This window comes from Marinomonas communis (genome assembly GCF_004363305.1).
GTDB classification, from domain to species: Bacteria; Pseudomonadota; Gammaproteobacteria; order Pseudomonadales; family Marinomonadaceae; genus Marinomonas; species Marinomonas communis.
This window is the reverse complement of record NZ_SNZA01000002.1, coordinates 231,853-244,624: the sequence shown is the minus strand read 5'-3', so window position 1 is coordinate 244,624 and position 12,772 is coordinate 231,853. Positions and strand designations below refer to the sequence as shown.

Below are 12,772 nucleotides of genomic sequence, written 5' to 3'. Positions count from 1 at the left end.
TGTCTGAGCTTTTTCGGTCATTTTTTGCTTTCGTTTGTTTTTATAGAGGTAGGTAATGGTTGTTTACCCCAATCATAATTGGATCGTGGTGCTGACGACGTTGAAAGGCGCCATTTTAATGCGCATTGCGCCGCGCATTCTGATGATTACGCTGTTGGCGGTGGTGATTGTTTTTGTCGAGAAGTTGTACCCAGATGTGTTCATTAATGTTAGTGCGACGCCATTGACGTTGTTGGGTTTGTCGTTGTCGATCTTTATGAGTTTTCGCAATAGCTCCTGCTACGAGCGTTGGTGGGAAGGGCGTAAAATGTGGGGATTGATCGTGATCGAAGCTCGGGCAATGGGGCGTGAAACCGTCAGTATTGCAGGGCACCCTTTAAGGGAAGAGATCATGAAGTTGATCTGTGGTTTTGCCCATGCTTTGAACGCCCATTTGCGCCGACAAGATGAGTGGGAAGCGGCTAAGCCTTGGGTTGCTAATAAAGATTTCGAGTACGTTGATAATCTGTCTGACACGCTTCTGAACGCGATCGCGAAGCGCTTTGCCATGTTGCAGGCCGAAGGTGCTATCAGTGAGTTACGTTACTTGGAGCTAGAAAAGCGCCTAAGAAGTTTATCCGAAGCCCATGCCAACTGTGAGCGCATTAAAAATACGCCGCTGCCTTTCCCTTATACTCTGATGCTGCATCGGACGACCTTTATTTTCTGCTTGTTGTTGCCATTCGCGATGGCGCAGCCACTGGGCTGGTTAGCACCATTTATTACCGCAGTGGTGAGCTATACCTTCTTTGGCTTGGATGCGATTGGCAATGAGTTAGAAGACCCATTTGGTAACGATGTGAATGATCTACCGACCAATGCGATGGTTAGGGTGATCGAACGTGATGTGCTGAGGTCATTGGGTCATGAGGACTTACCGCCAGCATTAAAACCCGTTGACCATGTGTTGAGTTAGTAAAGGAAATCCCTTTACTAACTCTTGTCATGACAGCTAAAGCGGCTGCTCTTCTTCTCGAAGGGTTAACACTTCGTAGCCTGTATCGGTGACGAGAATCGTGTGTTCCCATTGGGCAGATAGCTTTCGATCTGCGGTGATGACGGTCCAGCCGTCCTTCTTGGTTTTCGTTTTGGCTCGGCCCTGGTTGATCATTGGTTCTATGGTAAACGTCATGCCGGGTTTAAGTTTTAAGCCTTGTCCTCGGCGTCCTACGTGCATGACTTGTGGTGCTTCGTGCATTTCTCGGCCAATACCGTGGCCGCAGTATTCTTGTACGACGGTGTAGCGATTCTCTTGGGCGAAGCTGGCGATGGCATGACCGATATCCCCTAGTGTTGCACCAGGTTTCACTTGTTTGATGCCTTGCCACATGGCCTCATAGGTGGCTTTAACGAGGCGTCTGGCTTCAGGCCCTGCACTAGGCATCACGTACATTTTGCTTGAATCAGCAATAAAGCCATTCTTTTCCAAAGTGATGTCTAGATTAATTATATCTCGCGGGCGTAGGGCATAGTGTTCACTAGGCATGCCGTGGCAAACGACTTCGTTGACGGATGTGTTGAGTGAGTACGGATAATCATATTGACCAAGGCTGGCTGGTCGAGCATTGAGCTCCTGACGAATGTAGCGCTCTACTTCATTATTGATGGCCATGGTGGTGACATCTTCTTTGACAAAACTGTCTAGGTGCTTAAAGACCTTCGCAAGTAGTCGGCCCGATTCGCGCATTAGCTCGATTTCCGCAGGGCTTTTGATATGAACGGTTTCTCTGTTCATGCTAGGGCCTGCTGATCGATCATTTCAGCCGCTTCTAGGGCATCGGCTTTGTCCAACTCCATTTGAATGATTTCCGAGAAGCTCATGGTTGGATTTCGTTCTGCAAGGCGGCCAATCTTAATCCAGAACTCAGCTTGAGCATTGATGGAGCGTGACATGACTTGAGAGGCGCGGCGCACATCGTCATGTACGTCGTCGGAGATTTTGATGATTCCCATAATATGATCCATACATAAAACGTATATGGATCATATTATATTAAGTCTCGCAATTGAAATGCGCAAATCAAGAGAAAATGGGGGGCTATTTTTGCAAACAGGCTAGCATTTGTTGTTCTAATGCTTCCCAATCCAGTTCTTGTGGACTGATGATTTCAATGCGTGAATCGCGGCGGTAAGCCACTTTGTCGAAGTCGTGTTCATCGTTCACTCGGTTGTAGAACACCCAAGCATGACCAATGCGGATCACCCCTTTGATGCGACTAACACCTTCGATGCCGTTTAGGGTTTCTTCCAGTTGCCAATAATCGAAGCAATCGTCTCGATGGAAAATCCAACCACAGCTGAATAAGCCACTGCCATTGCCCGTTTTTCGAATGGGTTTGCCAGGTTCTGCGATGGCTTCTGGTTCATGGTGATGGTGTTCATGTGTGTGATCATGGCTATGTGAATGGCTGTGATCATGATGAGTATGAGAATGGGCTTCAGGAAATTGTGCCTTAAGCTGACCATTGCGTACCAAGTCCAATAGCGCTGGGTCGATCTCGCCTTTGATGCTTCGACCAATATGCTGTCTCGGTGGAAACATGCCATGCAAGCTGGTTTCCACAAACTCGACCAGTTCTGGCTCTGCGATATCGCATTTATTGATAATTACCACATCGGATAAATTCAGCTGGTCGTGGAGGATATTGCTGTTGGCGACGTCTTCCAGTTCAAGCGAGCGGGGATCAAGGATGCAAATGGTGGCGCGTAGGTCGAGCTTGTCCTTGAAAGACGGCCCCATTAACGTATCGATAATCCCCTCCGGGTGGCCTATTCCAGTGGGTTCGATGATCAAACGGTCGGGCTTCGCATGTTCAATCAGAGACTTCAAGGTGGGGGTTAATGATGCGCCCATGGTGCAACAGATACAGCCACCCGCTAGCTCTTTGATATGAAGGCCTTCTTCATTCGGCATCATTTCTTGGTCAATGCCGACTTGGCCAAACTCATTGACCAGTACTGCCCAAGACTCGCCCTCGGGCTTATTTGCCAAAAGCCCGTTAATGGTTGTGGTTTTGCCAACACCAAGAAACCCAGTGATGATGTTGGTAGGAATGGCGTTGGCTTGCTCGTTCATAAAATCTCTTCGTTTATCAATGGTACGGGTGGCGACGGCTATGACGAATAGTTTGAAACGTTTTACGCGGGCGGACTATCCCTATTCCGACAGTTTTTTCATGATCTTCAATACCCTGTCCTGTTCATGGCGATTATAGGGAGAAAATACAATGTATAGAGATGAAATTCCTTATCGGGTATTATAATCAAATGATAATGAATAGACGTTCTAAGGATGCCTAATGGAAAGCAAAACTGCCCGTTTTACTGTATTGCTCGACCCTCGTAAAAAGAAGGCGTTTGAGAAACTATGTGCTGAAAAAGACTTAACGCCCTCACAAGTGGTGCGTCAGCTGATACGTGGTTATTTAGAAGATCACGATGTGGATTTCACCAAAGAAGTACTAGAAGAAGCCCCTAAGAAAGGCTAATTTGCCAAAAGCATTATCATGTTATTGTCATTGCGTTATAATGCCGCGCACATTATTCCCTATTTCTATTGAGGTTATTGAAGTATGAGTCTTCCAGCTTGCCCAAAGTGCAACTCTGAATACGTTTATGAAGATCAGGCCATGTTGATCTGCCCTGAGTGTGCTCACGAGTGGAACCCGAATGAAGAAGTGGTAGACGAAGACGCGCTGATCCTAAAAGACGCAGTTGGCAACCTGCTAGCGGAAGGTGACAAGGTAACCTTGACCAAAGACCTGAAAGTAAAAGGCTCTTCTCAAGTACTGAAAGTCGGCACGAAAGCGACCATCAAACGCTTCGTCGACGGCGACCATGACATCGACTGTAAAGTCGACGGCGCTGGTGACATGATGCTGAAATCTAAGTTCGTTAAGAAAGCGTAATTTGTTCAGCGAATTAAAATGATTTAAGAAGGCTCCTAATTAGGGGCCTTCTTGCATTTGGCGCTCTAACGCCCATTCCAATGTTTCAAAAATCTTTGGATCTGTGCATTGGGCGACATTGAAACGCAGGTAATCATGAGCACTTTGCGATTGGCTAAACACATTGCCTGGAGCCAGTACTACACCTTTACTTAAGCAATCTTGAGCCAATTGCGTTGCATTCGTTCCTGTGGGTAAACGACACCATAGGAACATGCCGTCTTTTGGTTGGATCCAAGGCTCTATTCCCAAGCTGACTAGTCGTTTTGAAACACTGATACGCTGCTTGGCGAGCCATCCGTGAAGCCTCTCCATATGTTTACGATAGCCACTGTCGGTGAGCGTTTGCAGGACTATTTCACTGTCTAGACGGTTGCCACTGAAAGAGGTGGCTATCTTTAGATCCACCAGTTGTTCGATCCAGTCCTGTTTCGCTGCGATGTAGCCACAACGTACGGATGCGGAGACTGTTTTTGAAAAACTACCAATCTCAATCACTTGATCTAAACCGTCAAAGGCCGCTAATCGTGGCGTACGGGTGGTTTCTAAATCGGCAAAAATATCGTCTTCAACGATCACCAATTCGGAAGCTTTCGCCAATGTCAGTAAACGATGAGCAACGCTATGACTTAAGTGCGCGCCAGTGGGGTTATGCACACCAGAATTGGTCAGATAAAGCCTTGGTTGATACTCCGATAACGCTCGTTCAAAACACTCAATATCTGGACCATTGGGGGAATAAGGGATGCCAAAAATGTTCACTCGGTGGGCTTTTAGCAAGGCATGAAAGTTAAAGTAACAAGGATCGTCCACGAGCACGGTATCACCTGGTGAGAGGAGGAAGCGACCAATCAGATCAATGGCATGCGTGCCGGATTCGGTCAGCATAATTTGCTCCGAGGAGGCTTCGATATTTTGCCCTAACAAACGACGTTGCAGAAATTGCCGAAAGGCCAAAGAGCCTTTAGGGGAGGCGTATTCAGTTAAATCTGGGGAGTTGCTTCTAGCGAGATGACGCAAAGCGCGCTTAATCCCCGTTTGATAAAGCCACTCAGAAGGCAACCAGCCACAGCCTGGCATCAAAGAATCTGGAGCAGCCTCCAAGGATTCTTTCGACACCCATAACGGATCAATTTCACGAGCGACTTTAGGACCAATTTGGTTTAAGTCTAACGGCGCAATGTGGCCCGAGGTATAAAAGCCTGCTCCTGGGCGCGAAATAATAGAGCCTTCTGCAACGAGTCGATCATAAGCTTCAACGACGGTAGACACAGACACTTGCATGGCTTTGGCTTGCGCGCGAACCGACGGCAAACGTGTATTGGGCAAGTAAGCCCGCGATGCGATTTTCGATTCAATATCTGCCATTACCGCTTCGATTAAAGTGCCTGTGCGGGCCATGTAACGCCTCCTCGTGAATTCACTGTATTGCAAAAATTACCATAACAGTTTTTTAAAATTGTATCGGTTTGTGTCTCCTTTTAAGAGTCTTTTTTCGGTTTTATAAGATGATTGATAAAGGGAGAACATTATGAAGAAAACAACTCAAGGTTGGCTCAGTGGTTTTGTTGGGGTAACGACATTTGCGGGCTCATTGCCCGCTACTCGAATTGCCTTACAGGGCTTTGACCCAACATTTTTAACCGTTGCACGTGCGTCGATTGCGGGAATCCTAGCGTTGTTATGTTTGTATTTACTAAAACAACCTCGTCCCAATGCCTCACAAATTTCGACGCTATTATTGAGTGCTTTGGGCGTAGTGGTGGGATTTCCATTATTAACAGGCTTCGCACTGTTATACGTCACCTCGGCACACTGCGTGGTATTTGTCGGCTTGCTACCAATCTGCACAGCATTGTTTGCGGTGTTAAGAGGCGGCGAACGCCCGAGTTGGCCATTTTGGCTGTTTTCTTTGGTGGGTGCGGTGCTGGTGGCGGGCTATGCAACACTAGGATCAGGCGAAGCCTCTTTGGTGGGTGATGGACTGATGCTGGCGGCGATTGTGGCATGCGGCATGGGCTATGCCGAAGGCGCACGTTTGTCACGAGTGCTAGGTGGATGGCAGGTGATTTGTTGGTCCTTGGTGGTTTCTCTCCCTGTTATGTTGCCATTGACGTTGATCCTTTGGCCAAGCTCTTTTGCAGAGGTGTCCACGTCAGCGTGGCTAGGCTTAGGTTATGTATCCTTGTTTAGCATGCTGTTTGGTTTTGTCTTTTGGTATCGAGGCTTGGCATTAGGAGGCATTGCAGCGGTCAGTCAGCTGCAATTGATTCAACCATTTATTGGATTCGTGTTAGCTGCATGGTTACTGCAAGAAAGCATCAGTCTGACCATGTTGTGGATCACCTTAGTCGCAGTGCTGTGTGTGGCGGGCGCAAAGCGTTTTGCTTAAGCATTGCGGTAAGACTTTTGTGCATGCTCCTTGGCTAATTCGCGTAGCTTCTTGATCGGAAGCTCTCGTGCTCGACCGCGTTTAAAGACTAAGGAGAAGGGGGCTTGGAAGCCGAATTCACTAGGGGTAATGGGTTTCAATAAATTTTTCTGCATGTAAAGCTCGGCGTAGTTTTCGGGAAGATAGCCAACGTATCTTCCCGAAAGAATCAAAGCGAGCTGGGCTTCCATAGTATCAACGGTCGCGGTGCTGTAACCAAAACCACGCTTTCTCAAATCCGCACTTTTCCAATAGCTACGACTCACCACTCCGAACTTTTTCACTTCTTCGATAGACGGTAAATGCTCATTGAATAAGGGATGCTGGTGGCTGCAATAGAGCCAGTGCTGTTCTTTGTAGAGCGGGATGTCGATTAAGTTGCTAACTTTTGAAGGGAAAGTGCCAATTGCTGCATCAAAGCGCTCATCCAGCACCCCTTGAACCAACTCATGTGGACCACGAGTTAATAGATTTAACTGAGTTCCCGGAAATTCATCGTGAAACGCACGCAAAATCTCAGGCAAGTTGAGGGTTTTGTCCATCACCGTTGCATCTAAAATTGCGAGATTAAAGGCGCCCACTTCATTGCCATCCAACGCGAGGGAGGCCTTTTCGAGTTGGTCATACTCTTCCAAAAAAGTTTCCACATATTGCAGATACTTTTGACCTTTTTCAGTCAGCATAAAGCCTGAGCGCCCACGTCGGCATAAGATAAAACCAACATGTTCTTCCAGCTCGCTCATGTAGTTACTGATTGCTGATGTGGTTAGGTTTAGATCCTGCTGCGCTCCGGAATAACCTTGATGGCGAACCACAGACACAAAAACTTCGAGTAGGCGAATGTTGACTCTTTTATGCTTCATATTGTTGTGAACTCTTCGTTGTTTTTACTTCAGTAATTTGTGAAGTAATTTTTTCAAATATGCTATTTAACAAGAAATATTAATTTAACAATATTGAAATTAACCAATTTATAGAACCCATTTCGCTAGAAAAATTTAAGGTTAATTCAATATGGAAAAAGTACTTCATCAACCACAAAGCGGTAACGATGTCCCTCGCTTCGCAGGGCGTGCCACTATGATGAGACTGCCGTTTACAGAGCAGCTGGAAGGGCTAGATGCTGCTTTCATAGGTATTCCTTTGGATGTGGGGACATCGCAACGCGCAGGTACTCGCTACGGTCCACGTCAAATCCGTGCGGAGTCGGTAATGATTCGCCCATATAACATGGCGACGGGCGCAGCGCCTTTTGATGCATTGTCGGTTGCGGATATCGGTGATGTGCCCATTAACACTTATAACCTGCTTAAGTCAGTCGACATCATCGAGCAGTATTACAAAGCCTTGAACCAATACTCGCTGATTCCATTGACCTTGGGCGGCGATCACACGCTTACGCTACCCATTTTACGTGCGATTAAAGAAAAACATGGCCCCGTGGCTTTGATTCACATCGATGCTCACACGGACACCAACGACAATATGTTTGGTGAAAAAATTGCTCATGGAACGACGTTCCGTCGAGCAGTAGAAGAAGGCCTACTGGACTGCGATCGTGTGTTTCAAATCGGTCAACGCGCACAAGGCTACTCTGCGGAAGACTTTAAATGGGGAACTCAGCAAGGCTTCACCTTATACACAGCAGAAGATTGCTGGCATAAGTCTCTTGAGCCTTTGATGGCAGAGATCCGTGAAAAAGTAGGCGATACGCCAATCTACATTTCTTTCGATATCGACGGTATTGACCCTGCTTGGGCACCAGGTACCGGAACACCAGAAGTAGGGGGATTAACTTCTATCCAAGCACTAGAGATCGTGCGCGGTTGTAAAGGGCTTAACATTGTCGGGGGGGATCTTGTGGAAGTGTCGCCGCCTTATGATGTCAGCGGGAATACCTCTCAGCTGGCAGCCAATCTACTGTATGAAATGCTCTGTGTCTTACCGGGCGTTGCTTACAGATAACGTCATTTTTCTAAACATAACAATAATTTAGAGTTTGTCTGATGCTTGTTATCTTTCTATTGGGTTTCGCAACTAGCCCTCCTCCCCAGAAGAAATAAGCATCAGGCTTTTAAAGTGTGCCAAAAAATAATATTTAAATATCACAAATGAACGAGGCCTATTATGAGTCAGTCCCACGATACGGTAAGCGCGTGCTCCGCAAATGAGCGCAATGTCGGTTTAATTAGCACAATCTTTCTTTGGTTAGCAGGCGCATTGGTGGTGCCAACCGTCATGACTGGGCAGATGTTTATTCCCGATGTTGACCCTATTTCTGCCATTAGCATTGTTTTTGTTGGTTCCGTTTTTGGCTGTATAGCACTGGCATCGATTGCCGCCATTGGAACGCGTACCGGCTTGACCACTTTTGTTTATGCTCGCAATGTCTTTGGAACATCTGGGGCGAAGGCGTTTGCCGCATTGAACTTAGTGCTATTGATGGGCTGGGGCATTATTCAAGGCTATTTAGGTGGTATCGCATTAAATAAAGTGCTGAGTATCTGGTTTGGGTTCGACCATATCGTACTGTCGATCATCATTACCCAGGGTATTGTCTTATTTGTCACCATGCTTGGGCATTCAGGGATTCAAAAGATTGAAGGTTGGGCGTCAGGTTTGATGCTGATCTTGGCGTTGGGTGTTATCTATTACCTGCTGGATATGAACGGTTTAACCGACCTAAAAGAGGTGCCTTTATCAGAAGAGCCAGGTCTAACAGGTTCCATCGTATTCGATATTGTCTTAGCGACAGCGTTTTCTTGGATGGCGTTACCTTGTGACTACAACCGCTACTGTAAATCGGTCAAGACAAGTGTAGCAGGTATTTCCATCGGTTATATGGTCGGTACCTTGGTCGCGATGGGATTGGGCATTTTGGTGGCTTCGATCTCTATTTTGAATGGTCAGCCTTCTACTTATGATCCTTCTGAACTGTTAACACCTGGGTTTGCGGCGGCAGCAGCACTGGTGATGTTTCTATCGGTTGTTACGACCAACATTATGACGCTCTACAGTATCACCATGAGTGCGATGTCTTTATCTCGTCAATTTTCCTTTAAGGCAGTGGTATTTGTATTTGGTGCGGTTGCATTGCTGGCCTCCCTGTTACAAGAGCTGCTTATGGCGTCGTTCTTTGATTGGATCTTATTGGTTGGCGCTTTCATGATCCCTGTTTTTGCGATCATGCTGGTGGATTACTACGTGCTCAACAACAAAACAATGGCAGAGGACGTGAGCGTTAACATCAGTTATGGCGCACTGTTAGCTTACCTGATTAGTGTGTTTGCTTCGTTGTACTTTACTTATGTTCACCCATTGGAATTTGTCACGGCGTTTACCTTCGTTATTTCCGGCGTTTTGTATTTCACCTTGTCGAAAGTGGCATTCAAGACCAACAACGCTGTTGCTTAATAGAGACTGGATAGTTTTATGAATTTGAAGCATTACATTGAGTCCCGTCATACTGATTCGGATACAACTCGACCACTGATCAACCCCTTCTCACAGCAAGCGTTTGGCTCCATGCCGACTGCTTCAACGGACCAGATTGACACGGCGATCAGTGCTGCACATCGCGCTTTTAAAGGTTGGTCAGAGAGTACAAAGGCCATTCGCGCGCAATATTTAAAAGGCATTGCAGAGGGCTTTCGAGCCCGCCAAGAGGCGCTTGCAAACAGTATTGTCGTGAGTGTTGGTAAACCGATTGTCGAAGCTCGCCTAGATGTCGAAGATGCCATCGCGTGTTACGAATATTACGCAGGTTTGTTAGACACAAACTGTCTCGGTAATGAACTGCCTGAGGCGGTTGAAGGAACAGGTTATGGTGCGATTAAGCACTACGCTCCCGTAGGTGTAGTTGGGTTGATTGTGCCATGGAACTTTCCAACGGTGACCACCGCATGGAAGCTGGCACCAGCGCTCGCTGCAGGTTGTACGGTGATTTTAAAACCGTCAGAGATATCGCCTTGGCCGGAGAGTATATTGGCGGATATTTGTGATGATATTCAATTGCCTAAAGGCGTACTCAATATCGTATTCGGTGAAGCTGAGGTGGGGCAATATCTTGTCGACAGCCCAAAAGTCGACAAGGTGTCTTTTACCGGTAGTACGCGTGTTGGCCAGAAGATTATGGCGGCCAGCGCGCCGACATTGAAAAACTTGAGTTTAGAGTTGGGGGGGAAGTCCTCTTTGATCGTGTGTGCCGATGCTGACATCGATGAAGCCGCACAATTGGCGGCGAACGGAATTTTCTTCAACGCTGGGCAAATGTGTTCTGCTACCTCACGTGTTCACGTTCATACCTCATTGTATGAGCCATTTCTCGTTGCACTGAAAAACAAAGTTGCAGCTTTATCATTAGGCGACCCCTTACTGGAGAGCACGGATATGGGGCCTTTGAGTTGTGCTATGCAGTTTGACAAAGTCTCAAGCTACTTCGCTCAAGCAAAGCAAGAGGGCTTATCCTGTCTTATCGGTGGGCAGGTGAAAGAGGGCTTTTTCGTTTCGCCAACGGTTTACGAAAATGTACCGACAAGCAGCGTGCTATGGAATGAAGAAATCTTTGGCCCCGTCTTGTGTGTGGCTCCGTATTCGACACTTGATGAAGCGATTGCAAAATCCAATGACAGTGAGTTCGGCCTTGCGGGCTCTGTTGTTGCCAAAGACAAGGCAACGGCACTAGATATTGCCAATCAGCTGCGTGCAGGCGTGATCTGGATAAACACCGATCAAATCGTCTTGCCACAGCTATCATGGGGCGGCTTCGGTCAAAGTGGTATCGGCCGTGAACTGGGCATCAATGGTCTACATTCGTTCACCGAGCTTAAACACATCATTGTCGAGATGCCTTCCAGTGGGAGCTAAATAGAAAACGCATTTTAAGAACGACTACGTCAAATGACGTATGCGCCTAGGGTGTTTCGCGCATACCGTTTTGGATGTGATTTTTGAATACTGGTTGTACTGATATGCAGCGTCGCAGGTTTTAGTTAGGTCTGCTTATCAGCTCAAAAAAATCACTATCACAAAGGACGACTCCAATCATGAAACTTAAAACGCTTGCTTCTGCGATTGCGCTCTCCGGTGCAACGCTTATCGCTTTTCCTTCGATGGCTGCTGATGACACGATCAAAGTAGGTGTGCTGCACTCTTTGTCTGGCACGATGGCGATTTCTGAAACCACATTAAAAGACACTGTTCTAATGATGGTAGAAGAGCAAAACAAGAAAGGTGGTTTGCTAGGTAAAAAACTAGAAGCTGTGGTCGTTGACCCTGCGTCAAACTGGCCTTTGTTTGCAGAGAAAGCGCGTGAGTTGATTACTGAAAAAGACGTAGACGTGATTTTCGGTTGCTGGACATCGGTTTCTCGTAAATCGGTTCTACCGGTTATCGAAGAACTTAACGGTTTGATGTTCTACCCAGTTCAGTACGAAGGTGAAGAGTCGTCTAAAAACGTGTTCTACACAGGCGCTGCGCCGAACCAACAAGCGATTCCAGCGGTTAACTACCTAAAGGATGAGCTCGGTGTTGAGCGTTGGGTGCTAGCGGGTACGGACTACGTTTACCCACGTACCACTAACAAAATTCTTGAAGCTTACCTAAAAGACATGGGTGTCGCAGAAGAAGACATCATGATCAACTACACGCCTTTTGGTCATTCTGATTGGCAGTCGATCGTAGCGGATATCGCTAAATTCGGTTCTGAAGGTAAGAAAACAGCCGTTGTTTCTACCATCAACGGTGACGCAAACGTGCCTTTCTACAAAGAGCTAGGTAACCAAGGTATCTCTTCTGAAGATATCCCAGTTGTTGCATTCTCTGTAGGTGAAGAAGAGCTTTCTGGTCTAGATACCGCTCCTCTAGTGGGTCACTTAGCGGCTTGGAACTACTTCCAGAGCGTTGAGACAGAAGAAAACGAAGAGTTCATCACTCAATGGAAAGCTTTCACTAAGAACCCAGATCGTGTAACGAATGACCCAATGGAAGCGACTTACATCGGTTTCAACATGTGGGCTAACGCGGTAACGGAAGCGGGTACGACGGACGTGGATGCGGTTGAGCAAGCAATGATCGGCCAAGAAACACCTAACCTAACAGGCGGTGTGGCTGTGATGAACAAAAACCACCACTTGAGCAAGCCGGTTCTGATTGGTGAAATCCAAGACGACGGTCAGTTTGAGACTGTATGGGAAACAGAAGGCGTTGTACCAGGCGACGCGTGGTCTGACTTCCTACCAGGTTCTAAAGACCTGATTGCCGATTGGACGGATCCAGTGAAGTGTGGCAACTACAACACGGAAACGAAAACGTGTTCAGGTCAGAACTACTAATTTGACCATGTCCCAGGGTTAAA

At 47.0% G+C, this 12,772-nt stretch carries 13 protein-coding genes; 8 read left to right on the top strand and 5 right to left on the bottom strand.

The window, feature by feature from the left end; genetic code table 11:
- Nucleotides 1–55 precede the first annotated feature (55 nt).
- Nucleotides 56–955 carry a bestrophin family protein gene (locus C8D85_RS07600; RefSeq protein ID WP_133561278.1) on the top strand — a complete coding sequence of 300 codons (900 nt, stop codon included), beginning with the start codon at nucleotides 56–58 and terminating at the stop codon, nucleotides 953–955.
- Between the two features lie 36 nt (nucleotides 956–991).
- Here the strand turns inward: C8D85_RS07600 and map are convergent, their stop codons facing one another.
- The 3 genes from map to C8D85_RS07585 form a co-directional block, all read right to left on the bottom strand.
- Nucleotides 992–1,774, bottom strand: coding sequence for a type I methionyl aminopeptidase (map, locus tag C8D85_RS07595; RefSeq protein ID WP_133561276.1), 783 nt, complete (start codon nucleotides 1,772–1,774; stop codon nucleotides 992–994).
- Nucleotides 1,771–1,992, bottom strand: a complete 222-nt coding sequence (locus tag C8D85_RS07590; RefSeq protein ID WP_133561274.1) for a ParD-like family protein — start codon at nucleotides 1,990–1,992, stop codon at nucleotides 1,771–1,773. The genes map and C8D85_RS07590 overlap by 4 nt, the downstream gene beginning before the upstream one ends.
- Before the next feature lie 85 nt (nucleotides 1,993–2,077).
- Nucleotides 2,078–3,115: a CobW family GTP-binding protein gene (locus C8D85_RS07585; protein ID WP_133561272.1), complete on the bottom strand. Its 1,038-nt coding sequence runs from the start codon at nucleotides 3,113–3,115 to the stop codon at nucleotides 2,078–2,080.
- Between the two features lie 223 nt (nucleotides 3,116–3,338).
- On the opposite strand from C8D85_RS07585, the gene C8D85_RS07580 reads away from it, so the two are divergent.
- Both C8D85_RS07580 and C8D85_RS07575 read left to right on the top strand, forming a co-directional pair.
- Nucleotides 3,339–3,527, top strand: a complete 189-nt coding sequence (locus C8D85_RS07580) for a CopG family transcriptional regulator (RefSeq protein WP_133561270.1) — start codon at nucleotides 3,339–3,341, stop codon at nucleotides 3,525–3,527.
- Nucleotides 3,528–3,611: 84 nt separating this feature from the next.
- Nucleotides 3,612–3,947 (top strand): zinc ribbon domain-containing protein YjdM, encoded by a 336-nt coding sequence (locus tag C8D85_RS07575; protein ID WP_133561268.1) that lies wholly within the window; start codon nucleotides 3,612–3,614, stop codon nucleotides 3,945–3,947.
- Between the two features lie 39 nt (nucleotides 3,948–3,986).
- Here C8D85_RS07575 and C8D85_RS07570 read toward each other — a convergent pair whose 3' ends face one another.
- A complete protein-coding gene (locus C8D85_RS07570) occupies nucleotides 3,987–5,387 on the bottom strand; it encodes an aminotransferase-like domain-containing protein (RefSeq protein WP_133561266.1) in 1,401 nt (466 codons plus the stop codon).
- Nucleotides 5,388–5,517: 130 nt separating this feature from the next.
- On the opposite strand from C8D85_RS07570, the gene C8D85_RS07565 reads away from it, so the two are divergent.
- On the top strand, nucleotides 5,518–6,378 hold the full coding sequence (locus tag C8D85_RS07565; RefSeq protein WP_133561264.1) for a DMT family transporter: 861 nt from the start codon (nucleotides 5,518–5,520) through the stop codon (nucleotides 6,376–6,378).
- On the opposite strand, the gene C8D85_RS07560 is transcribed toward C8D85_RS07565, so the two are convergent.
- A complete protein-coding gene (locus C8D85_RS07560; protein WP_133561262.1) occupies nucleotides 6,375–7,280 on the bottom strand; it encodes a LysR family transcriptional regulator in 906 nt (301 codons plus the stop codon). The genes C8D85_RS07565 and C8D85_RS07560 overlap by 4 nt on opposite strands.
- 151 nt (nucleotides 7,281–7,431) lie before the next feature.
- On the opposite strand from C8D85_RS07560, the gene speB reads away from it, so the two are divergent.
- From speB to urtA, 4 genes are all read left to right on the top strand, one after another.
- Nucleotides 7,432–8,382, top strand: a complete 951-nt coding sequence (gene speB, locus C8D85_RS07555) for an agmatinase (RefSeq protein ID WP_133561260.1) — start codon at nucleotides 7,432–7,434, stop codon at nucleotides 8,380–8,382.
- Between the two features lie 162 nt (nucleotides 8,383–8,544).
- A complete protein-coding gene (locus C8D85_RS07550; protein WP_133561259.1) occupies nucleotides 8,545–9,831 on the top strand; it encodes a purine-cytosine permease family protein in 1,287 nt (428 codons plus the stop codon).
- Nucleotides 9,832–9,849: 18 nt separating this feature from the next.
- Complete coding sequence (locus C8D85_RS07545) at nucleotides 9,850–11,283, top strand: aldehyde dehydrogenase family protein (protein ID WP_133561257.1); 1,434 nt, start codon at nucleotides 9,850–9,852, stop codon at nucleotides 11,281–11,283.
- Nucleotides 11,284–11,462: 179 nt separating this feature from the next.
- Nucleotides 11,463–12,749: an urea ABC transporter substrate-binding protein gene (urtA, locus tag C8D85_RS07540; RefSeq protein ID WP_133561255.1), complete on the top strand. Its 1,287-nt coding sequence runs from the start codon at nucleotides 11,463–11,465 to the stop codon at nucleotides 12,747–12,749.
- The last annotated feature ends 23 nt before the right edge of the window (nucleotides 12,750–12,772 follow it).

What these genes read in the sequence shown, in the direction of transcription:
- C8D85_RS07600 (WP_133561278.1), top strand. Translation starts at nt 56, where the DNA reads ATGGTTGTTTACCCCAATCATAATTGGATCGTGGTGCTGACGACGTTG.
- map (WP_133561276.1), bottom strand. Translation starts at nt 1,774, where the DNA reads ATGAACAGAGAAACCGTTCATATCAAAAGCCCTGCGGAAATCGAGCTA.
- C8D85_RS07590 (WP_133561274.1), bottom strand. Translation starts at nt 1,992, where the DNA reads ATGGGAATCATCAAAATCTCCGACGACGTACATGACGATGTGCGCCGC.
- C8D85_RS07585 (WP_133561272.1), bottom strand. Translation starts at nt 3,115, where the DNA reads ATGAACGAGCAAGCCAACGCCATTCCTACCAACATCATCACTGGGTTT.
- C8D85_RS07580 (WP_133561270.1), top strand. Translation starts at nt 3,339, where the DNA reads ATGGAAAGCAAAACTGCCCGTTTTACTGTATTGCTCGACCCTCGTAAA.
- C8D85_RS07575 (WP_133561268.1), top strand. Translation starts at nt 3,612, where the DNA reads ATGAGTCTTCCAGCTTGCCCAAAGTGCAACTCTGAATACGTTTATGAA.
- C8D85_RS07570 (WP_133561266.1), bottom strand. Translation starts at nt 5,387, where the DNA reads ATGGCCCGCACAGGCACTTTAATCGAAGCGGTAATGGCAGATATTGAA.
- C8D85_RS07565 (WP_133561264.1), top strand. Translation starts at nt 5,518, where the DNA reads ATGAAGAAAACAACTCAAGGTTGGCTCAGTGGTTTTGTTGGGGTAACG.
- C8D85_RS07560 (WP_133561262.1), bottom strand. Translation starts at nt 7,280, where the DNA reads ATGAAGCATAAAAGAGTCAACATTCGCCTACTCGAAGTTTTTGTGTCT.
- speB (WP_133561260.1), top strand. Translation starts at nt 7,432, where the DNA reads ATGGAAAAAGTACTTCATCAACCACAAAGCGGTAACGATGTCCCTCGC.
- C8D85_RS07550 (WP_133561259.1), top strand. Translation starts at nt 8,545, where the DNA reads ATGAGTCAGTCCCACGATACGGTAAGCGCGTGCTCCGCAAATGAGCGC.
- C8D85_RS07545 (WP_133561257.1), top strand. Translation starts at nt 9,850, where the DNA reads ATGAATTTGAAGCATTACATTGAGTCCCGTCATACTGATTCGGATACA.
- urtA (WP_133561255.1), top strand. Translation starts at nt 11,463, where the DNA reads ATGAAACTTAAAACGCTTGCTTCTGCGATTGCGCTCTCCGGTGCAACG.